Source organism: Parapedobacter lycopersici (genome assembly GCF_024643285.1).
Classification (GTDB): Bacteria; Bacteroidota; Bacteroidia; order Sphingobacteriales; family Sphingobacteriaceae; genus Parapedobacter; species Parapedobacter lycopersici.
Genome location: NZ_JAMSLW010000003.1, coordinates 486,502 through 506,949 on the forward strand (window position 1 = coordinate 486,502; position 20,448 = coordinate 506,949).

The window sequence follows — 20,448 nt, forward strand, 5'->3', positions numbered from 1 at the left end:
TGATTCCTGACTTATAAAACAGCTTATTATGAAAGCGAACAACATCATCAGTTTAATCTGCTTCACCGGCCTGATTGCATTTTCGGGCTGTGAAGCGGGGTTTGACGATATTAACACCAATAAAGTCGATCCCACGAGCCTGGATGCGCCATTGTTGCTGAACCAGGCGATCCTTGATGCCAATTACCGCGATGGAACCGCGACACTGGGCATGCTTACCTATCACTTCGGCATCGTGCAGCAGATCATCACACCTTATGGCAGCTCACTGGCCGGTGCAAATTACAACCAGAACAATACGGCAAATACCAACCGGCTCTGGGTTAATTTTTACCGGAATGTCCTGAAACAGTTGGTGGATGTGGTAAACCGCACCCAGGGCGATGAAAATCAGTCGAACCTGTATAATGCCGCCCGGATATGGAAGGCGTATGCATTCATGATCCTGACCGACTCGTACGGTGATATTCCGTATTTTGAAGCCGGAAAGGGGTACCTTGAAGAATTGATTACGCCGAAGTACGACGCACAGCAGGCGATTTATATGGATATCCTGAAGGAACTGGAAGAGGCCGCGGCGTCGCTGGATCCGGGAAAACCGACATTCAATACGGAGATCCTGTACGGGGGCGATATCACGCAATGGAAACGGCTGGGTTATTCCCTGATTCTCCGGGCGGCTATGCGCCTGAGCAAAGCCGACCCCGGTACGGCCCAGACGTATGTCACAAAGGCGGTAGCCGGCGGCGTCATGCAGTCCAACGCGGATAATGCAACGGTCAGGCATACCTCGCTTTATAACAACTACATGGCCTGGTACCTGTCGGCCCGGGAAAAGACTAATTTTTACCTGGCCAAGCCATTTGTGAGCTTCCTCCAGGAAACCGACGATCCCCGGCTGGCAGGTATCGCGGTCCGCTATGTGGGTGCCAAAGGTGGACCGGATCAGGAAATGTCGCGGGCCTCAACCGATCCGGATGTACAGGTGGGCATGCCGATGGGCTATGACGACGTTTCCATTAACACCACACTGGAGGAAAACGGGGTGGCGAGCCTGTGGGATTATTCACAGGGCAACCTCACCACCATCTTCCGTGTGGATGCACCGGAATACCACGTTACTTACTCACAGACCCAGTTGCTCCTTGCGGAAGCTGCGGTAAGAGGATGGGTTTCGGGTGATCCGGCGACTTACTATGCGACCGGTGTACGGGCACATATGGAACAGATGGCCGATTACGGACCGGGCGCTGTGGTTGAAGAAGCGGCGATTTCGGGATACCTGACAACCCATCCGTTTGATGCCGCAAATGCATTTGACCAGATCAATACGCAATACTGGGTTTCGTCTTTCCTGAACGGACCGGAAGCTTTTGCCAATTTCCGGCGTAGCGGATATCCGGAACTGGAACCGAATCCGTATCCTGCATCTGAAACCCCGGGTGCATTCATCCGGCGGATGCCTTATCCGGACAGCGAAGTGATCGTTAACCAGTCGAATGTGGCCGAGGCTATCAGCCGGCAGGGCCCGGATAACCTCAGCACCCGTGTGTGGTGGGATGCCGAATAATTAAATCATTCAGTTACCTAATTTTTAATGCGATGAAACAACAAACAGCAAACAAGGGGATGAGCCGGCGCGAATCCATGAAGCTACTGGGTATCGGCTCTGCTGCCGGATTGATGGGGCTTGCAGGCTTCGGATCAAATGCGATGGGGCAGGAGCGGGATACGCCTTCTTATGCGCGCGCCACCTCAAAAGTGACGATCAGGAGTGTTAAAGCAATTGCTACGGCACCGCAAGGACCCAACCTGGTTGTCGTAAAAGTGGAAACCAGCGAACCGGGATTATATGGGCTTGGCTGTGCCACATTCACCCAACGTGCGGCTACTGTCGTTACGGCGATTAATGAATATTTACATGATTTCTGTGTTGGAAAGGATGTCGACAACATCGAAGACATCTGGCAGTCTGCCTACGTCAGTTCCTACTGGCGTAATGGTCCGGTACTGAATAACGCGCTGAGTGGCCTTGACCAGGCATTATGGGATATCAAGGGGAAGCGTGCGGGAATGCCGGTGTATCAGTTGCTTGGCGGAAAGGCGCGGTTTGCCATCGACTGTTATGCCCACGGCAACGGCCGGACACCCGAGGAAATTGCCGACGATGTACAGCGGTTTATGGACCTGGGCTTCCGGCACGTGCGGATTCAGCAAGGGGGTTACGGTGCGCTGAACCTGGCGGAGGAACCGGATTTCCGGGTCGCCGGATTCGGCGGGGAAAAGGATGCATACATGAACCAGCGGGTTTACCTCGAATCCGTGCCCAAGATGTTTGAAGCGGTACGGAAGAGGTGCGGGGATGAGGTGGAGCTGCTGCACGATATCCACGAGCGTGTGGAGCCGATGGATGCCATCAACATGATCCGGAAACTGGAGGAATACCGGCCTTTCTTCATTGAAGATCCGTTCTCCCCCGAGAATATAGCGTGGTTCAAACAGCTTCGGATGAGCACGACGGTCCCTATTGCCATGGGAGAGCTGTTTAACAGTCCACATGAATGGAGGCAGCCCATGGTTGAACAGCTGTTTGATTACATCCGCGTGCACGTATCCCAGGTGGGCGGCATTACGCCGGCAATGAAAATCGCACGGCTGGGCGAGTGGTTTAACGTCAGGACAGCCTGGCACGGACCACCCGATGTTTCCCCTGTGGGGCACGCGGCACACGCCCATATTGATTTCGCGATATGGAATTTCGGTATCCAGGAATCCGTGAGCTTTAACGAGGCCATGCTGGAAGTATTTCCGGGTAGCCCTACGATAAAAAACGGATACATGTACGTCAACGAGGCGCCCGGACTCGGGGTTGATATCGATGAAAAGGCAGCTGCCAGGTATCCGGCACATTTCAAGCCCGGAAACTGGCAGGTGCGGAAACGCGACGGAACCATTATCCGCCCGTAATGCGGGTTCACCCGGTGCCCATCGGGGTGTGGGTACCGGGTGTTTCTAATTAGGCATGCGCAAGTTGATGATAATTTGTATTTTCGCAGGCTTAATCCATTAAGCTGGCGCAATGAAAATCGTATTCAGCTTATCAAACAGTGTTAATTCTTCTTTATAGTATAATGCACCAGATACCAAATTATATTTTTTGCTGCGATTGGGGGACATCGTCATTGCGCCTGCGTCTGATCGATCGGAAAACGTTGCAGGTTGTCGGCCAGACGCACACGGACGAAGGGATCGGGCGTTTATTCGCCACTTGGTCGGCCCGGAAATCCGGGGGTGAAACGCGCCAGGAACACCTGCTCCGGACATTAAACCGAAGCATAGCTGCAGTACAGCAGCAGGTCGGTTTTTCTGTCGACACCATACCAATGGTTATTTCCGGCATGGCTTCATCTTCGATCGGGTTGCGCGAAATTCCTTATGCGCAGCTCCCGTTCTCAACGGCGGGTAAGGATATTTCTGCCGAATACTTGGCTGCCACAGCCGGATTTACACATGATATTTACCTGATTTCGGGTGTTAAGAGTGATGACGATGTGATCCGGGGAGAAGAGATCGAAGTCATCGGATTGGCTGTAATGGGCGAATTGGATGCCCCGCAGTTTGCCGGGGAGCATATTCTCGTATTACCCGGGACGCACTCCAAGCACATCCTGATCAAAGGAAAGCAGATTGTGTCATTTAAGACGTTTATGACCGGGGAGTTTTTCAGCCTGTTGACTGAGCACAGCATCCTGAAGGATTCCGTGGCCAGCGCTGACAGTGCCGGACTGTCGCACCCGGCAAACCGGGAAGCATTTGACCAGGGCGTGCAGACCGCGGTGTCAAACGACCTGCTGCACGCCTGTTTTCTGGCGAGAACCAATAATTTATTTGGTAAATTTACCAAAGCGGAAAATGCGTTTTTTCTGAGCGGCCTGCTGATCGGTTATGAACTGCGGGACCTGGCAAAAGGGCCAAAGGCCAGCCGCCTGGTAATCTGCTGCGGCGAAAAGCTGCTCCAGCAATACCGTTATGCCTGTCAGGGCTTGGGGTATGACCAGGTGACCTATGTTCCGTCGGAGATCCTGGAACAGGCTGTCGTGATGGGACAGATTGAAGTATTTAACCGATTTAATAAAAACGAATTCTGATGGATAACAAGGCATTTAACTGGCCCCGCTTCAATCAGGTGCCGATTGTGGGCATTATTAGAAACCTGTCTTTGGCACAGGTACGTATGGTACTTCCGCTGTATGTGGAAGCCGGCCTGAACACCGTGGAAATTTCGCTGACCACCCCCGATGCGCTGCATATCATCGAAGAGGCGAATACCCGGTTTGGTGCGCAGCTGAATATCGGTGCGGGGACGGTATGTGACATGGACGAACTGCAGCGCAGCCTGGATGCAGGTTCGACGTTTATCGTCAGCCCAATCACGGACGCGCAGTTAATTAAATCCTGTGCGGACCGCGGCATACCGGTATTTCCCGGAGCGTTTACACCCACCGAAATTTATCAGGCATGGAAAGCAGGGGCTACCATGGTTAAAATATTTCCGGCGTCCCTGGGTGCACAGTATATTAAAGACATCAAAGCTCCGTTTCCGGACATTAAGCTGCTCCCAACTGGTGGGGTAGGACTCGATAACCTTGCTGATTTCGTTGCGGCCGGTGCGGAAGGTTTTGGTATTGCTTCCCAGTTGTTTGACAAGCAGGCGATTGCGGCAAACGATCAAAAGGCACTACTGAATCATTTTATGCAATACGCCCGCTTTTTCCAGCGCTAAGCAGACGGTTCCCCGCACATAGCGGGGAAGCTGAAACTTTACGTTCCATCAACATCGCGATAAAAAAAATACTCGTACCTTTGTTTCTATGATGGAAAAGACAGCAGTTTTGGAGCAATTTGACGTATATGGCATTCGGAAAGATTTTCCAATTCTAACCCGCACCGTAAATGGGAAACCGCTGGTGTACCTGGATAACGGGGCTACCACACAGAAACCCCTGCAGGTGATCGACGCCATCCGGCATTATTATACCGAATTGAACAGTAATGTTCACCGTGGAGTACATCACCTGAGCCAGCTGGCAACGGACGCATTTGAAGTAACCCGGCATCAATTGAAGGGATTCATCAATGCGGCACACGATCATGAAATTATCATCACGAAGGGGACAACGGATAGCATCAATCTGGTAGCCAGTAGTTTTGGTAGCGCATTTGTAAAAACCGGTGATGAAATTATCATTTCTGCCATGGAGCACCATTCCAATATTGTGCCCTGGCAGTTGCTGTGTGAGGACCGGGGCGCGGTGTTGCGGGTTGTTCCCATCAATGCGGCAGGTGAACTGGATATGGATGCTTACCGGGCATTGCTTACTGACCGGACAAAGCTGGTAGCGATTACGTATGTATCCAATTCATTGGGCACCGTTAATCCCGTACGGGAGATTATTGAAGCAGCGCATGCCAATGGTACGCCCGTACTCCTGGATGCGGCACAGGCTATACAGCACATTGCAATAGATGTGCAGGCATTGGATGTTGATTTTCTGGCGTTTTCAGGTCACAAAATGTACGGCCCGACGGGGGTAGGTGTACTGTATGGTAAGGAAAAATGGCTCGATGCAATGCCACCTTATCAGGGCGGCGGCGAAATGATCAAAGAGGTTACTTTTGAGAAAACCACTTACAACGAACTGCCCTTTAAGTTTGAAGCGGGAACCCCGAACATTGAAGCAGGCATCAGCCTGGCTGCGGCGATCGGTTACATACAGGACATTGGGATGGATCGCATCGCGGCATACGAGCATGGGTTACTGGAATATGCAACAGCGCGGCTGCTTGAAATACCCGGTATCCGACTCATCGGGACAGCAGCAAATAAGTCAAGCGTGCTTTCTTTTTTGGTGGATGGCGCACATCCCTACGATGTGGGGGTCATACTGGATAAATTAGGTGTGGCAGTACGTACGGGACATCACTGTACACAGCCATTAATGGACTGGTATGGCATCCCCGGCACGGTCCGGGCTTCCATCGCGATGTATAATACCAGGGAAGATATCGACACCCTGGCTGCCGGTGTACAAAAAGCGGCCTCCATGTTGGTTTAACATGGGCGACTGGTTTTTCAGGCATATCATTTAGGCACGACTACGGATCTCCGACCATAGACCAAACAAAAATGACCATAAACGAAATACAGGACGAACTTATAGCGGATTTTGCTTTTTTTGACGATTGGATGGCGAAATATGAATACATCATTCAATTGGGCAAGGAACTGCCGCTCATCGATGCGCAATACAAGAAGGATGAATACCTGATAAAGGGCTGCCAGTCCAAAGTATGGCTGCATGCCGATTACCGGGATGGACGGGTGATTTTTACGGCTGACAGCGATGCCATTATCACCAAGGGACTGGTTGGCCTGATGGTTCGCGTACTTTCGAACCATTCGCCGCAGGAAATTGCAAATAGCGAATTATACTTTGTCGATCAGATCGGTCTTAAGGAACACCTTTCTCCGACACGGGCGAACGGACTGCTGTCGATGATCAAGCAGATGAAACTGTATGCCATCACGCTCCAGGCAAAAACGACCTGATTCAACTCATTCCCGTTCCCTTATTCGAACCATTTCAGCACGTCTTCCTTTGCGGGCATAGCAACGTCCAGTTTCATTTTTTTCCGCAGTCCACCCATATCATTGAATACTTTGTTCGGGTTGGCTGCCTGGAGTGCTTCTATGGTGTTCAGTCCCATTTTCTGCAGTACCGGGACCCACACGGCCGGTATACCGCGTGCCTCGTAATCCGCTACGGACACCTGTTTAACGGTTTTTTCGGGACGCATCTGGGGGAAAAACAAGACATCCTGAATGCTTTGCTGGTTAGTCATCAGCATAGCCAGCCGGTCGATGCCAATGCCGATACCGGCAGTGGGAGGCATGCCGTATTCCAGGGCCCGCAGGAAATCATAGTCGATGAACATGGCCTCATCATCACCCCGTTCCATTAGTTTAAGCTGTTCCTCGAAGCGCGTACGCTGGTCGATCGGGTCATTCAGTTCGCTATAGGCATTTGCCAGTTCTTTGCCATTGACCATCAGTTCGAAGCGCTCCACCAGCCCGGCCTTGCTGCGGTGTTTCTTGGTAAGCGGGCTCATCTCCACGGGGTAATCAATGATGAAGGTGGGTTGTATATAGTGATGTTCGCATTTTTCGCCGAAAATCTCGTCGATGAGCTTGCCTTTGCCCATGCTGTCGTCGGTAGCAATACCCAATTGCCTGCATACATCGCGCAACCCCGATTCATCCATTTCGGAAACGTCAAATCCGGTATGTTCCCTGATTGCATCGTAGATACTCACACGCGGGTATGGTGCTTCAAAATTAATTTCATTGTTGCCGACCTGTAGCGTAGTGGTGCCGTTGGTGGCCATGGCGACCTGCTCAAAAAGCTGCTCGGTGGTTTCCATCATCCACAGGTAATCCTTATACGACACGTAAAATTCCAGTACCGTGAATTCGGGATTATGGGTACGGTCCATGCCCTCGTTCCGGAAATTCCGGCTGAATTCATAGACCCAGTCGTAACCGCCGACAATTAGGCGTTTGAGGTAAAGTTCGTTTGCAATACGAAGATAGAGCGGAATATCCAACGCGTTGTGATGCGTAATAAATGGACGTGCCGCCGCACCACCTGGAATGCTCTGTAATACAGGCGTATCCACTTCCAATGCGCCCCGCTCATTGAGGAAGTCCCTTATGGCGGTTTTTACTTTCGATACTTTTACAAACGTATCGCGCACCTGTGGGTTTACCACGAGGTCGACATACCGCTGGCGGTAGCGGAATTCCGGATCGGTAACCGCATCAAATGTCTTGCCGTCCGCAGATTTTACCACGGGAAGCGGCTTCAATGATTTGGCCAGCAGGGTAAATCGCTGTACGTGAATGGAAATCTCACCCGTTTGGGTCGTGAACACAAATCCCTCAATGCCAACAAAGTCACCGATATCCAGCAATTTCTTGAATACGGTATTGTACAAGGTCTTATCATCATCGGGGCAGAGGTCGTCGCGCTTAAGGTATACCTGTATTCTTCCCGTGGCGTCCTGAAGTTCGATAAATGAAACGCTGCCCATCACCCGCCGGCTCATCATGCGCCCCGCAATGCGGATGTTTTTATAGCTGGTTTTATCGCGTTCGTAATTCGCCAGGATATCTGCCGCATTTGCGTTGACTTCAAATGCTTCGGCCGGGTACGGATCGATACCCAATGCGATTAACGCCGTCAATGCCTGCCGGCGTTGCTGTTCCTGTTCGGATAATGCTGTATTCATGCGGGTGCTGATTTCTTTGGCGCAAAAATAGCATTTTATGCGAAATTAAATGAAACGCATGTAGCGTTGGCCGGTGCGGTTTCGTTTGTTTTAATAAAACAGGAATTGCTTATCGAAACATGGTGCATGGACTAATTTTTAACTAGGCAGGCTACATACGGTGGATGTTTGATCCACCGCCCGGTTTCGGACCGGGGAGGTGGACGGTGAATGAACCGGTGATATAATCATTTGAATATAAAGCCAGTTTATCTAAGTTTGTAACGTTTAAAGAGTGAGCCGATTAATCGTATTGTAGCTGCATAGTGAGTATTCACATTCGATATTTTAAGAGAAAGCATGCGCTGTCTTTGGAAAGTGCGGTGAAAGACTGTGCCCAGCATGGAGGGGAGGGGAGCCAGGCATTTATTTACAGGAGCTGCTACGGATATGTGCTTTCCATTACGTTACGCTATGTGAAAAATGAATTTGATGCCGAGGAGCTTACCAATGAAAGTTTTATGCGGGCATTTAATAAAATAGCCACATTCAGCAGCAAAGAGGAGGGGCCACGTTTTGAGAAGTCGTTCCGCTCCTGGCTGGCCCGGATTGCCGCTAATATTTCCATTGATTTTCTCCGGGCCAAAAAGCAGCTTGTTGCGCTGGATGACATTAGTGAACAGGAACTTGGTCCGAACCAGGTCAATGTATCCGGTGATCTTGAAGTTGCGGATATTCTGAAGCTGCTGGAACGGTTGCCGGAAATGCAGCGGGCGATATTCAATCTGTATGAAGTGGAAGGTTACTCGCACGAGGAGGTTGCTACCATGCTGGAGATTCCCGAAAGCACTTCGCGTACGTATTTAACACGGGCGAAGAAAAAATTAAGGAAACTGTACTTGGAGTCAATAGATATTACAGCGAAGTTTTAATGGACGAAACGGGAAAAAATAGAGAATTAATCGAGCATATCGCGGATAAGCTGCGTAATCATGCCGAACCGTATAGGGAAGGTGCCTGGGAGCGGTTTTCTGCGCGTTCCGCTGGCCGGCCGCGGAAGCAGGTTGCCTGGCTGGGCTGGGCTGCAGCTGCAGTGGTGCTGTTGGCTGCCGGCCTGTTTTGGTTTACCGGGCCGCAACGTGATATGCGTATCGCCCGGCAGGCCCCGGCAGCGTCACCGGTGGTTTCCGGCGTACAGGCCCCGGAAGTTAATACGCCCGAACCCCAGGCAATACCGCCGTCCGTGGTTGCTGAGCAAAACCGTACGGATGTGCGGGGAGATAGCGAGGCGGGTACGGTGCCACTTCCGTTGACCGCCCGGAAACGGCAGGCACCGGTTGAACCGGAGAGGGGAAATACATCGGCATTGCAGCCGGTACTTGCACGTGTTGCCGCGACAGCAGATACGCAACAGATGGCTGCTGTACCGGAGATGCAGCAACGCGTTGCAGAAACAGCAACGGATACATCCGCGGAGACCCTGGTGACAGCGCCCACGGAAACGAAGCCGGAACCACCAGCGGAATCGGAGCACCGTTCGTCCGTTGAACAGCTGCTGGCGCTGGAACCCGGACGATCCGACTATATCAGTACGGTACGTAACGACGATCGAGAAGCAGCTGATAAATGGGATCTCGGCATCGTCGTCGCTCCATCAATGACCAGTGAACGGTTGAATATGGGAGGCGGTTTCGCTGTGGCCTACCGGGTGTCCAATAAAATTTCGCTGGCCTCGGGAGTTTCCCTCAACGACCTGGGAGTTGCCCAGCAACAGGTCGGCCGGCCGCATGTTCCCCAGATGAGCCTGGATTCACCTATGCCAGGGCATGAACCGGGTATTCAGGAACCTTACAGGAGCAGGGAAGTCACCTCGGTAACCAGTACATTACTTGCCATTGATGTTCCGTTAAACCTGCGATATCATGTTACCGAAGGGTTTTATACGGCTGTAGGTGTGTCTTTTCTGGGTATCCTGAATGAAAGGAGAACCAATCATTTTGTCGACCACATGAATCAGCCGACGGATCAATCCGGAAACCTGAAGGCTGTCCATTCGGCCGAGCGGTCCAACGAACAACCGTTACAGGGCAAGGGGTACGCCGGATTTGTTAATTTTTCGATCGGCCGGAGCATTCCCATTTCATCGAAGCTCTCCATTTCCCTGGAACCTTACTTTAAACTTCCCGTTGGGCGGCTATCCCGTGAGGATATGGACCTGACCAACGGCGGGATCCGGATTGTAACCGGATTCTAATGCCATTATAACTGATCGATACGTACCCAGTCCATGCCGGCTGCAATGGCGCCCTGTACACCCGGATCACCGTCCTCGAATACCAGGCAATCCTGGGGATCGACACCCAGCTGTTCCGCAGCCAGTAAAAAGGGATCAGGATGAGGTTTTCCGTGTGCAGTGTCACCGGCGCAGACCAGTGTTTCAATCGTGTCCAGCAATCCGATTACCGTCAGTGTTTTCGTAACGGTATTGCGGCTGCCCCCGGATACTACGCCAACACGTACTTTGCCAACATGGCTTTTCAGGTGTTCCACTACAAATGCGATGGGTAACGTATCGGTAATGTATTTTTCGATAAATATAGCCGACTTTTCCGCGGCGAATTCCCGCGCAATTAACCGGCTTCCATACCGGCGGTTGATCTCTTCGACCACGAGTACCGTTGGCCATCCGGCCAATTCATCAATGATGACGGTATCCAGCGTTACACCATGCCGCGCCGCGGCTTCGGCATATGCTGCTTTATGTGCGTCCATGTTATCGGCAAGCGTGCCATCACAATCGTAAAGGAAAGCACGGTAGTTTTTCCGGTTGCTGATACGGGTTAATGCATCCAGTTGCTGTTGTATTGTCATATGTTGCTGTATCTCCATCATCTATGTTTCCTTCGCTTTATTTCTTTGGTGATGAGTGCAAGTTCCCGGCTTACCTGTCCGACAACGGCGGTATTCTCCGCCGCCCTGCGGAAGAGATAAGGCATGACGGCCTTTACCGGTCCGTACGGCATGTACTTAGCCACCCGGTAGCCCGCTTCCGCCAGGTTAAATGTCAGGTTGTCGCTCATGCCCAGGAGCTGGGCAAAATAAATATGCGGATGGTCACGCGGTAGGTTCCGGCGATCAATTTCGGTGGCCAGTAACAGGCTGCTGGCCTCGTTATGCGTGCCGGCCATCATACCCAGGCGATCGATGTGATCCAGGCAGAACCGTACTGCATTGTCGTAATCACGGTCGGTTGCAGCTTTGTCTGGCTGGATGGGATCGGGATAGCCGAGTTCAGCTGCCCGTTCGCGTTCCGTTTCCATATAAGCACCGCGCACCAGCTTGGCGCCGAGAAAGAAGCCGGCTGTTTCCGCCAGGTAATAATCGGCTTTAAGGGAAGCCAGCTTGTCGTTTCGGTAGAGCTGATAGGTATTGTATACGATCGGGGTCTGTTTATTGTATTGCTGCATCATTTCCCGAGCAATGTCGTCGATTGCCTGCTGGATCCACGAATGTTCGGCATCAATCAGCACACTTACGCCTGCATCATGACAGGCCCTGCAGATCCGGTCCACCCGGTGCTTTAGTCGGTCGTATGCCGCGGCCTCCTCCATATCCAGGGTTTCCCCGCGGTTTATTTTTTCCAGTACGCTGAATAGACCCAGTCCCGAAGGTTTAAATACCGAGAATGGAATATGTGTATGGGCCTGGGCATAAGCTACCGTCCGCAGAATCTCTTCACAGGTATGGTCAAAGTCTGTTTCCGAGTCTTCTCCTTCCACTGAATAGTCCAGGATGGTGCCTGTATGCTGGCCCGCCAGGTTTTGGATAGCTGCTTCACATCCCGAGATAGTTTCACCGCCACAGAAATGCCGGTAGATTGTCCGACGGATCAGCCCGGATACCGGCAGACCGATACGTAAGGCGAATCGGGTAAACGGAGTTCCTATTTTTACGAGCAGCTGACTGCCGAGCAGCTTGAATAGCCAATACGCCCGTTTAAGGTCATTGTCGCTTCTGCCGCGGAAGGCTATTTCCGTATTATCAAAGGAGAGGGGGTGATCCTGTGTTTCCTGCACCATTCAGTCAAAGAAGTTTAGCCGCAGCAAAAATAGGAATAAAAGGGCGCAGTTCAAATGACCGCACAAGGGGTGTGTTAGGGGACCTGCGGGCGGTCCTGCGTGAATCACTTTACAACCCTATTTGTAAAACGGATGTAATTTAAGCGGAATTCCAAAATTTTTCCTGTTTCCATATGTTACTTTGACAAAAAATAATAGAAAAGCAATGAAATTAAAACAGGTAACATTGGGATTGCTGGTTATGGGGTTAGCCACTTCCCCGGCTTTGGCACAACATATTGTTCAGCGGAATCTGCCCGCGGTGGTTTTGAATACCTTTCAGCAACAGTTTTCGAAAGCCCGGAATGTCGAGTGGGAGAAAACAGCCTCCGGCTCATTTGAGGCTGAATTTGAAATGGGATTGATGCAGCGCGATCACACGGTGTATATCAGTCCGGATGGTAAACTGGAACGGCATATTGAAGAAATTTCCACCGCATCTCTGCCTGATGCTGTTAAAAAACAGTTAGCCGCCGAATATGGCAATTACCGGGTGAACGACGCGAAAAAAATCGAGTCGGGTCAGCAGGTCACCTATCGCGTTGAACTGGAGAACCGTATGGAAGAACTGGAACTTACCTTTGATACTGCAGGAAAAGTGCTTCAGGAGCGGGCGGATTAGGCACTTGATGCCTATCCGCGTATCGCCGCATGATTACGGTTTCAGCTGCCGGATAAATTCCGGGATTTTTTCCAGGTAATCCACCTCACCCAACAACCGGACAAACGCGCTGCCTACGATGGCACCGTCGGCAAAGTCGGTGGCCCGGACAAAGGCCTGGCGATCGGAGATCCCGAATCCAATCACTACAGGGTTGGTAAGTTCCATGCGTTGGATCCGTGCAAAATAGGCATCCGTGCTTTCCGATACGGTCAGGTTTTTACCGGTAGTGGCCGAAGAAGAGAGCAGGTAGATAAAACCGGTCGATAGCTGATCGATCTTGCGGATCCGCACCTCGGTTGTTTGTGGGGTTACAAGGAAGATGTTGCTGAGTCCATTTTCCTGGAAAATGTCCCGGTAGTGTGTTTCATATTCATCCATAGGCAGATCAGGTACGATCACGCCATCCACCCCCGCAGCACGGCAGTCGCGGCAAAACCGTTCAATACCGTATTGCAGCACCGGGTTCACATAACCCATTAACAATACGGGTATAGTTACCCGCTGACGCAGGACCTTAAGCTGGTCAAACAGCAGCGCCAGCGTCATCCCGTTTTTCAGCGCGACTTCCGAACTGTGCTGGATAACGGGACCATCCGCCACCGGATCCGAGTATGGGAAGCCGATTTCCAGGAAATCAGCCCCGGATTGCTCAAGCGCCTCGGCAATATCCAGGGTGCTGTCCAATGTAGGGTACCCGGCGGTAAAGTAAATAGAAAGGATGCGTTTGTTGCCTTTAGCGGCAAATAAGCTGTTAATTCTGTTCATGGTTAAAACCCGAAATACTTCATGTAATTATCCAAATCCTTATCTCCCCGGCCTGAAAGGCAAACAACGACGTTGTCATCTTTGCGAAACGTCATTTTTTCCAATTGGGCCAGCGCATGTGCACTTTCAATGGCAGGTATGATTCCCTCCAACCGGGTAAGCAGCAGACCGGCCTTCATAGCTTCGTCGTCTGTAATGCTGCTATATTGTGCACGCCCCGATGTATAAAGCCATGCATGCTGTGGCCCGATACCCGGATAGTCAAGTCCAGCCGATATGGAATAAGGTTCTACCACCTGACCATCTGCCGTTTGCATTAAAATGGACCTACTGCCATGCAACACACCCTCCCGGCCCAATGCCGTAGTAGCTGCTGACTCTCCGGATTCCACACCCAATCCGGCGGCCTCTACAGCAACCAGCCGCACCGTAGGCTCATCAAGAAAATGGTAAAACATACCGATGGCATTGCTGCCGCCACCTACACAGGCAATGGCAAAGTCGGGGTTTTCGCGTCCCGTCTGTTCTAGCAATTGTCGCTTTGTTTCTTCGGAAATCACCGATTGGAAACGGGCTACCATATCCGGGTAAGGATGCGGACCCACCACCGACCCGATGATGTAGTGCGTATCCACCGGATTATTTATCCAGTCGCGCAGTGCTTCATTGGTTGCGTCTTTCAGGGTCTTGCTGCCGGAGTTAGCAGCTACTACTTCGGCGCCCATCATTTTCATCCGTGCCACATTGGGTGCCTGCCGTTCGATGTCGACTGCGCCCATGTAAACGACACATTCCAATCCTTTCAATGCACATACGGTTGCGGTAGCCACCCCATGCTGTCCGGCGCCGGTTTCGGCAATGATCCGTTTTTTCCCCAGGCGCTCGGCAAGCAGGATCTGTCCGATAGTGTTATTTATCTTATGTGCACCCGTGTGGTTCAGGTCTTCCCGCTTGAGGAAAACATTGGCCTTATACCGTTCGGATAGGCGCCTGGCCAGGTAAAGCGGCGAAGGCCTGCCAACGTAGTCTTTCAATAACTGGTTGAACTCGGCCCTGAAATCAGGGCGCTGCATGATTGTCAGGTACTGCTGGCGAAGTTCTTCCACATTGGGATAAAGCATCTCGGGAATATATGCACCTCCGAAATTGCCGTAATACCCTTTTTCGTTAACCTGGTATTTACTCATCGTGCTATCAGTTGAAATGTTTTCTTCAGTAATTCAATGTTCTTAACACCCGGGCTGGTCTCAAATTTAGAGTTTAAATCCAGGGCATAGCACCGGGAGTCATTCAGCCGAAGGGCTTCCTGGATGTTCTCGTAACGGAGCCCTCCGCTCAAAAAATACGATTTGGCAGACGGATAATCTTCCAGCAGTTTCCAGTCGAAAACCTTTCCCGTCCCACCATATTGGCTGCTTTGGGTATCGAACAGGTAATAGTCTGCCGCATCTTCATAGGGAATCAGACGGGACCAATCGTATGCGGCTCCGATACCGAATGCCTTGATGACCTTCACATGCTGCGCCCGCAGGGCCATGCAATAGGCAGGAGATTCATCACCATGCAGCTGTACGGCCTGGAAATCATACGCATTGATGGCCGCCTGTACTTCTTCAAGTGGGTGGTTTACGAAAACCCCCGTCTTTTTTACCCCCTGTAACGTTTTCACCCATGCGGGGTCCAGCTGGTCGACAAAACGACCGGAAGGTACATGGAAAATAAAACCGATATAATCCGGCTGTAACCCGATCACATCCAGGATGTTTTCCCGGTCCTTCAGTCCGCATATCTTTATTTTGGGTTTCATCTTCCTTGCCAGCTAACGGCTGTCAGCCGTTTTGTATTATTTTGCTTTTATTCTTATTCTGTGCCAATCTTTTGTCCATTGGTTCGATGCGCCATATCAAAGGCATTAGCCACAACTTATCGACTGCCCACCAGTTTCTTTAAGCAGCCCAGGGCATTCTTCCCGACCAGGGATATTTCTGCTTCATAATAACAATCGCCAAAGCTTTTCTCCGGATGGATAGTCTGGATGGCAATAGCCGCATTGGTCAATACCACCATGTTCTGGGTGTCAGTTCCGTCTCCGCTCAGTACACGCATAAAAATGTCTGCGGCTTCCTTTATTGTTTCCCCTCCGGTTATCAAGCTGGGGTCGATGGGTTCGAAACCCAATTGCTGAACGGTATGGTACTGTTCCCCGCGGCCGCTGATGGTTTTGAAGTCGCCCGTGAGTGAGATTTCATCGTAACCATCCAATGCATGCAATATCGTATACTGTTTGTCCGTATGCTGGTACAGATAACCATACAGACGGGCAATCTCCAGACTGAATACACCAACAGACTGATAGCGGGGATTAGTAGGATTAACCAACGGACCGATCATATTAAAAAAGGTCTTCACGCCTAATTCACGGCGTATGGGGGCGACGGTCTTCATCGCCGGATGGAAGAGCGGTGCATGAAGAAAACAGATGTTAGCCGTGTCCAGCTGTCGTTTAATTTCACCCTTATCATTCGTGAAAACATGACCGAGATATTCGATCACATTCGATGATCCGCAACTGGATGAAACACCATAATTACCATGTTTGGCTACGGTGTAGCCCGCCCCGGCCACAATAAACGACGCCAGGGTGGAAATGTTAAACGTATTTTTACCATCACCGCCCGTACCACATAGATCGATCAGGTCATACCCCGGAAAATCCATTTTGAGACACAGGTCATACATGGCATCACGAAAGCCGGCCAATTCTTCTACCCGTATGCTGCGCATACCGTATGCCGTCATAAATGCTGCAATCTGAGAAGCGTTGTACTTACCTGAGGCAATATTGGTCAAAATCTCATAGGCTTCATTTTTCGTGAAGGTTTTATATTCAAAAAGATGTGTTAGAATCTGTTTCATGCAGTGTAATAGGTAAAAAAAAAGCTCGCCTATATTGGCAAGCCGTTATGATATACTGTATAGTGATTACGATAATCAATAAGCGCTGCCCCAACAATTAACTGCCGGGCCACCACCACGTAATATATACTGTTAAAGAAGTCATTTGATTTCAGTGAGGCAAATATGGTTGTTTATTTTGAAAGATGCAATAGGCAATCAGGTTTTTTTCGGACGGGCAGTTAACAAAACTGCCCCGCAGTATGCGGGGCAGTTTTATATTAATATTCGTCTTCGTTGAAGAAGAAATCATCCTTGGTCGGATAATCTGGCCAAATCTCCTCAATGTTTTCATAGGGCTCCCCATCGTCCTCAAGAGCCTGCAGGTTTTCAATCACCTCGACAGGCGCTCCCGAACGTATGGCGTAGTCAATGAGTTCGTCTTTTGTTGCTGGCCATGGTGCATCTTCCAAATGCGAGGCTAACTCTAATGTCCAATACATAACTCAATACTTTAATTTAATTTTGCGCAAAAATATAATATTTATATTATGTTTTTTAAATTTTTTGATAACATTTTTAATAGATGGTTTAAGTAGTTATTTATTAAGGTGTTAGGTGTGTTATGTGTGTGCATTGTATACGTGCAAACACTAAATATGCTCAAAATCGCTCCCTTTCTCCCGCAGCGCTGCAAGCCGGGGTGAAACTTGCTTAATGTCGTTGTTCGGATAATCGTCCTCAATTAAACCATCGCGCATCCGCACGATGCGGTGGGCATGTTGGGCAATATCTTCTTCGTGGGTAACCAGGATAATGGTATTTCCTTTGGAATGTATTTCTTCAAGCAATCCCATGATTTCAACCGATGTTTTGGTGTCCAGGTTTCCGGTAGGCTCATCGGCGAGTATGATCGAGGGATCATTGATGAGTGCCCGGGCTACTGCCACGCGTTGGCGCTGTCCGCCGGATAACTCATTTGGCTTGTGGTCTACCCGGTTACCCAGTCCTACGCTTTCCAGCGCCGCCTGTGCTTTTTCTTCGCGGTTCTTCTTGCTTAATCCAGCATAAATCAGCGGGAGCGCCACGTTATCCAGTGAGGTAGAACGCGGAAGCAGGTTGAACGTCTGGAATACAAATCCAATTTCCTTGTTTCGGACTTCAGCGAGTTCATCGTCCGTCATGTCACTTACGTTAACTCCATTGAGGACATATTCTCCGCGTGTCGGTGTATCCAGGCAGCCCAGGATGTTCATCAGGGTGGATTTCCCTGATCCCGAAGGCCCCATAAGCGCCACGAATTCACCTTTATTGATTTGGAGGGTCACCGATTTTAATGCATGGATGGTTTCGGCCCCAATGACATATTTGCGCCCGATATCACTGATTTGAATAAGTGGCTGTTGTGACATAACTGTATTTTATTTTGATAAGACGAATGAAAAGAAAAAATGTTACAGTCCCCCGATCCTGTTCCATTGTTCCCGGATCCGGTTATATACTTCATCTCGCAATTGGTCGGCCCCAGCAGGACCGGAATCGTTAACGACAATGGGAGCCAGTACTTCCACGCGAACGACGCCGGGCCTGCTACCGAACTGACGGGCTTCATCCCAATGGAGCTTCCACGCATTTTGGATAACCACGGGGATGATAGGCACTTGTGCCTCAACGGCCAGTTTAAACGGCCCATTTTTGAAACTATAAAGTCGCGGGGGAAACTCTTCGCCTATATGGCCTTCCGGAAAGATAGCCATGCTTTTACCCCGCTGGATATGCCCAAGCGCACGCTGGAAAGCCCGAAATCCTGAAATTTTACTATCGCGTTTCAATGGAATATCAATTGTGCGGAAAAACATTCCCGTTACCGGATTATTGAGCAATTCCACTTTACCCACGAACGAAAACCCTGTCGGACAAAGCAGAACAAGCGCTGTGATGTCCAGATTGGAGGTGTGATTCGCACAGATAATGTGCGGTTTCGACCAATCAATGGCCGTTTCGTATCGAAAGCGGTAAAAAATACCTACCATGGCTGAACTCAGTACGCCAATGATGCGGCGGCATCGCGCTATGCCGTTAAAATGACGTTCCGGATCCCGGGCAAGTACCCACAGGACCGGATAAAATAGGGTAAAGAAAAACAGGACGGATGCCAGATATAGGTAGCGATGCAATTTTCTTAATAAATGTACCATCCTTACCCTATTATGCCATCAATCGAGCGCTGCAAAATATTTATGGAACAGCGGAATGGTTTCAATCCCTTTCAGGTAATTGGCAATGTCGTACTTTTCGTTAGGCGAGTGGAGGTTATCGCTATCGAGACCAAAGCCCATGAGTACCGTTTTCAGGCCAAGCACTTTTTCAAACAAAGAAACAATTGGAATGCTGCCGCCACCGCGTGTGGGGATTGGCTTTTTTCCGAAAGCGGTTTCGATTGCTTTTTCAGCTGCCCGGTAGGCCTTGCTGTCAGTAGGTGTAACCGCAGGTTCACCGCCGTGATGCGGTGTTACTTTCACCTTTACATAATCCGGTGCAATGCGTTCAAAATGTTTTACAAATAATTCGGTGATTGCGTGCGAATCCTGGGTGGGCACCAGCCGCATGGAGATTTTGGCATGCGCTTTTGAAGGTAACACCGTTTTAGCCCCTTCTCCGATATATCCGCCCCAGATGCCGTTCACTTCAAGGGTAGGCCGGATGCCGGTCCGTTCGATTGTTGTATATCCCTTTTCACCCCAAAGCGCGTCAATACCGAGGTCCTTTTTATATTCAGCTTCATCGAAAGGTGCTTCGTTGAGCGCCTTGCGTTCCGCATCAGTGAGTGCTACCACATCGTCATAGAAACCCGGAATAGTAATCCGGTTATCCGCGTCATGTAATGATGCGATCAACTTGGCCAGTACGGTAGCGGGATTGGCCACAGCACCGCCGTATACACCTGAATGCAGGTCCCGGTTCGGGCCGGTCACTTCCACTTCGAGGTATGACAGTCCACGGAGGCCGGTCTCCAGTGAAGGCGTATCAAGACTGATCATCGCCGTATCCGAGATCAGCACAATATCCGCGGCAAGCCGCTCTGTATTCGCTTTTACAAATTCACCCAGGTGATCGGACCCCACTTCTTCTTCCCCTTCAATCATAAACTTGATATTGCAGGCCAGTGTGCCGGTCGCTTCCATCAGCTCAAGTGCCTTAATATGCATATAAAATTGCCCTTTATCGTCGCATGCGCCACGGGCGAATATCTTGCCGTCACGTACGGTGGGCTCAAAAGGAGGAGTTTCCCAAAGTTCCAGCGGGTCAGGCGGCTGTACATCATAATGCCCGTACACCAGTACAGTAGGTCGATCCGGATCGATGATTTTTTCACCGTATACGATCGGATGGCCCGCAGTAGGGCATACTTCCACTTTATCGGCCCCTGCATCGCGCAGTTTTTGAGCCACGAATGCTGCGGTTCGGCTTACATCATCTTTATATTTCGGGTCCGCGCTTACCGAAGGATATCGGAGCAATTCAAATAATTCGTCAAGGAAACGCTGTTGATGGGTAGCTACGTACTCTTTTATTTTTTGCATAAGTCGTGCGATTAACGGTTCAGGACAAAACTACATAATGTATTGATGAATACCATACTGTTTTACCGATTCCTTCGGACGATGTGTTAAAAAT

The 20,448-nt window shown here is 50.4% G+C and carries 20 protein-coding genes; 9 read left to right on the forward strand and 11 right to left on the reverse strand.

Annotation, left to right across the window (positions count from 1 at the left end):
- Window positions 1-28 precede the first annotated feature (28 nt).
- The 6 genes from NEV57_RS08970 (at window position 29) to NEV57_RS08995 (ending at window position 6,610) form a co-directional block, all read left to right on the forward strand.
- Window positions 29-1,570, forward strand: coding sequence for a SusD/RagB family nutrient-binding outer membrane lipoprotein (locus tag NEV57_RS08970; protein WP_257657977.1), 1,542 nt, complete (start codon window positions 29-31; stop codon window positions 1,568-1,570).
- A 32-nt stretch (window positions 1,571-1,602) separates the two neighbouring features.
- A complete protein-coding gene (locus NEV57_RS08975) occupies window positions 1,603-2,967 on the forward strand; it encodes an enolase C-terminal domain-like protein (protein WP_257657978.1) in 1,365 nt (454 codons plus the stop codon).
- A 164-nt stretch (window positions 2,968-3,131) separates the two neighbouring features.
- Window positions 3,132-4,148: a 2-dehydro-3-deoxygalactonokinase gene (locus tag NEV57_RS08980; RefSeq protein WP_257657979.1), complete on the forward strand. Its 1,017-nt coding sequence runs from the start codon at window positions 3,132-3,134 to the stop codon at window positions 4,146-4,148.
- Window positions 4,148-4,783: a bifunctional 4-hydroxy-2-oxoglutarate aldolase/2-dehydro-3-deoxy-phosphogluconate aldolase gene (locus NEV57_RS08985; RefSeq protein ID WP_257657980.1), complete on the forward strand. Its 636-nt coding sequence runs from the start codon at window positions 4,148-4,150 to the stop codon at window positions 4,781-4,783. Before NEV57_RS08980 ends, NEV57_RS08985 begins: the two co-directional genes overlap by 1 nt.
- 88 nt (window positions 4,784-4,871) lie before the next feature.
- Window positions 4,872-6,116, forward strand: coding sequence for an aminotransferase class V-fold PLP-dependent enzyme (locus tag NEV57_RS08990; protein WP_307876412.1), 1,245 nt, complete (start codon window positions 4,872-4,874; stop codon window positions 6,114-6,116).
- 71 nt (window positions 6,117-6,187) lie between these two features.
- Entirely contained in the window at window positions 6,188-6,610 is a 423-nt protein-coding gene (locus NEV57_RS08995; RefSeq protein WP_257657981.1) for a SufE family protein, read from the forward strand.
- 20 nt (window positions 6,611-6,630) lie between these two features.
- Here NEV57_RS08995 and lysS read toward each other — a convergent pair whose 3' ends face one another.
- Window positions 6,631-8,349, reverse strand: coding sequence for a lysine--tRNA ligase (gene lysS / locus NEV57_RS09000; protein ID WP_257657982.1), 1,719 nt, complete (start codon window positions 8,347-8,349; stop codon window positions 6,631-6,633).
- Between the two features lie 305 nt (window positions 8,350-8,654).
- Here lysS and NEV57_RS09005 point away from each other — a divergent pair, with 305 nt between their 5' ends.
- Both NEV57_RS09005 and NEV57_RS09010 read left to right on the forward strand, forming a co-directional pair.
- Complete coding sequence (locus NEV57_RS09005) at window positions 8,655-9,260, forward strand: RNA polymerase sigma factor (RefSeq protein WP_257657983.1); 606 nt, start codon at window positions 8,655-8,657, stop codon at window positions 9,258-9,260.
- A complete protein-coding gene (locus tag NEV57_RS09010; RefSeq protein WP_257657984.1) occupies window positions 9,260-10,582 on the forward strand; it encodes a hypothetical protein in 1,323 nt (440 codons plus the stop codon). Before NEV57_RS09005 ends, NEV57_RS09010 begins: the two co-directional genes overlap by 1 nt.
- 5 nt (window positions 10,583-10,587) lie before the next feature.
- On the opposite strand, the gene NEV57_RS09015 is transcribed toward NEV57_RS09010, so the two are convergent.
- Window positions 10,588-11,199: an HAD family hydrolase gene (locus tag NEV57_RS09015; RefSeq protein WP_257657985.1), complete on the reverse strand. Its 612-nt coding sequence runs from the start codon at window positions 11,197-11,199 to the stop codon at window positions 10,588-10,590.
- Between the two features lie 17 nt (window positions 11,200-11,216).
- Window positions 11,217-12,407, reverse strand: a complete 1,191-nt coding sequence (locus NEV57_RS09020) for a proline dehydrogenase family protein (RefSeq protein ID WP_257657986.1) — start codon at window positions 12,405-12,407, stop codon at window positions 11,217-11,219.
- Window positions 12,408-12,612: 205 nt separating this feature from the next.
- Here NEV57_RS09020 and NEV57_RS09025 point away from each other — a divergent pair, with 205 nt between their 5' ends.
- Entirely contained in the window at window positions 12,613-13,068 is a 456-nt protein-coding gene (locus tag NEV57_RS09025) for a PepSY-like domain-containing protein (RefSeq protein ID WP_257657987.1), read from the forward strand.
- Between the two features lie 33 nt (window positions 13,069-13,101).
- Here NEV57_RS09025 and trpA read toward each other — a convergent pair whose 3' ends face one another.
- The 8 genes from trpA to NEV57_RS09065 all read right to left on the reverse strand — a co-directional run bounded on the left by trpA (window position 13,102) and on the right by NEV57_RS09065 (window position 20,354).
- On the reverse strand, window positions 13,102-13,875 hold the full coding sequence (gene trpA / locus NEV57_RS09030) for a tryptophan synthase subunit alpha (RefSeq protein ID WP_257657988.1): 774 nt from the start codon (window positions 13,873-13,875) through the stop codon (window positions 13,102-13,104).
- 2 nt (window positions 13,876-13,877) lie between these two features.
- Window positions 13,878-15,062, reverse strand: coding sequence for a tryptophan synthase subunit beta (gene trpB / locus NEV57_RS09035; protein WP_257657989.1), 1,185 nt, complete (start codon window positions 15,060-15,062; stop codon window positions 13,878-13,880).
- Complete coding sequence (locus tag NEV57_RS09040; RefSeq protein WP_257657990.1) at window positions 15,059-15,682, reverse strand: phosphoribosylanthranilate isomerase; 624 nt, start codon at window positions 15,680-15,682, stop codon at window positions 15,059-15,061. Before NEV57_RS09040 ends, trpB begins: the two co-directional genes overlap by 4 nt.
- Window positions 15,683-15,798: 116 nt before the next feature.
- Window positions 15,799-16,791, reverse strand: coding sequence for an anthranilate phosphoribosyltransferase (trpD, locus tag NEV57_RS09045; protein ID WP_257657991.1), 993 nt, complete (start codon window positions 16,789-16,791; stop codon window positions 15,799-15,801).
- Window positions 16,792-17,051: 260 nt separating this feature from the next.
- A complete protein-coding gene (locus tag NEV57_RS09050; RefSeq protein ID WP_002996718.1) occupies window positions 17,052-17,273 on the reverse strand; it encodes a DUF2795 domain-containing protein in 222 nt (73 codons plus the stop codon).
- A gap of 150 nt (window positions 17,274-17,423) precedes the next feature.
- Window positions 17,424-18,182, reverse strand: a complete 759-nt coding sequence (locus NEV57_RS09055) for an ABC transporter ATP-binding protein (RefSeq protein WP_257657992.1) — start codon at window positions 18,180-18,182, stop codon at window positions 17,424-17,426.
- Between the two features lie 42 nt (window positions 18,183-18,224).
- Window positions 18,225-18,968, reverse strand: coding sequence for a lysophospholipid acyltransferase family protein (locus NEV57_RS09060; protein ID WP_257657993.1), 744 nt, complete (start codon window positions 18,966-18,968; stop codon window positions 18,225-18,227).
- Between the two features lie 18 nt (window positions 18,969-18,986).
- Window positions 18,987-20,354, reverse strand: coding sequence for a dipeptidase (locus tag NEV57_RS09065; protein ID WP_257657994.1), 1,368 nt, complete (start codon window positions 20,352-20,354; stop codon window positions 18,987-18,989).
- Between the last annotated feature and the right edge of the window lie 94 nt (window positions 20,355-20,448).

Bases quoted from the DNA above. Each gene is read 5' to 3' on its own strand.
- NEV57_RS09010 (WP_257657984.1), top strand. From the start codon at position 9,260: ATGGACGAAACGGGAAAAAATAGAGAATTAATCGAGCATATCGCGGAT.
- NEV57_RS08995 (WP_257657981.1), top strand. From the start codon at position 6,188: ATGACCATAAACGAAATACAGGACGAACTTATAGCGGATTTTGCTTTT.
- NEV57_RS09055 (WP_257657992.1), bottom strand. From the start codon at position 18,182: ATGTCACAACAGCCACTTATTCAAATCAGTGATATCGGGCGCAAATAT.
- NEV57_RS08970 (WP_257657977.1), top strand. From the start codon at position 29: ATGAAAGCGAACAACATCATCAGTTTAATCTGCTTCACCGGCCTGATT.
- NEV57_RS09050 (WP_002996718.1), bottom strand. From the start codon at position 17,273: ATGTATTGGACATTAGAGTTAGCCTCGCATTTGGAAGATGCACCATGG.
- trpA (WP_257657988.1), bottom strand. From the start codon at position 13,875: ATGAACAGAATTAACAGCTTATTTGCCGCTAAAGGCAACAAACGCATC.
- NEV57_RS08990 (WP_307876412.1), top strand. From the start codon at position 4,872: ATGATGGAAAAGACAGCAGTTTTGGAGCAATTTGACGTATATGGCATT.
- trpB (WP_257657989.1), bottom strand. From the start codon at position 15,062: ATGAGTAAATACCAGGTTAACGAAAAAGGGTATTACGGCAATTTCGGA.
- NEV57_RS09065 (WP_257657994.1), bottom strand. From the start codon at position 20,354: ATGCAAAAAATAAAAGAGTACGTAGCTACCCATCAACAGCGTTTCCTT.
- trpD (WP_257657991.1), bottom strand. From the start codon at position 16,791: ATGAAACAGATTCTAACACATCTTTTTGAATATAAAACCTTCACGAAA.
- NEV57_RS09015 (WP_257657985.1), bottom strand. From the start codon at position 11,199: ATGACAATACAACAGCAACTGGATGCATTAACCCGTATCAGCAACCGG.
- NEV57_RS09020 (WP_257657986.1), bottom strand. From the start codon at position 12,407: ATGGTGCAGGAAACACAGGATCACCCCCTCTCCTTTGATAATACGGAA.
- NEV57_RS09040 (WP_257657990.1), bottom strand. From the start codon at position 15,682: ATGAAACCCAAAATAAAGATATGCGGACTGAAGGACCGGGAAAACATC.
- lysS (WP_257657982.1), bottom strand. From the start codon at position 8,349: ATGAATACAGCATTATCCGAACAGGAACAGCAACGCCGGCAGGCATTG.
- NEV57_RS09060 (WP_257657993.1), bottom strand. From the start codon at position 18,968: ATGGTACATTTATTAAGAAAATTGCATCGCTACCTATATCTGGCATCC.
- NEV57_RS08985 (WP_257657980.1), top strand. From the start codon at position 4,148: ATGGATAACAAGGCATTTAACTGGCCCCGCTTCAATCAGGTGCCGATT.
- NEV57_RS09025 (WP_257657987.1), top strand. From the start codon at position 12,613: ATGAAATTAAAACAGGTAACATTGGGATTGCTGGTTATGGGGTTAGCC.
- NEV57_RS08975 (WP_257657978.1), top strand. From the start codon at position 1,603: ATGAAACAACAAACAGCAAACAAGGGGATGAGCCGGCGCGAATCCATG.
- NEV57_RS08980 (WP_257657979.1), top strand. From the start codon at position 3,132: ATGCACCAGATACCAAATTATATTTTTTGCTGCGATTGGGGGACATCG.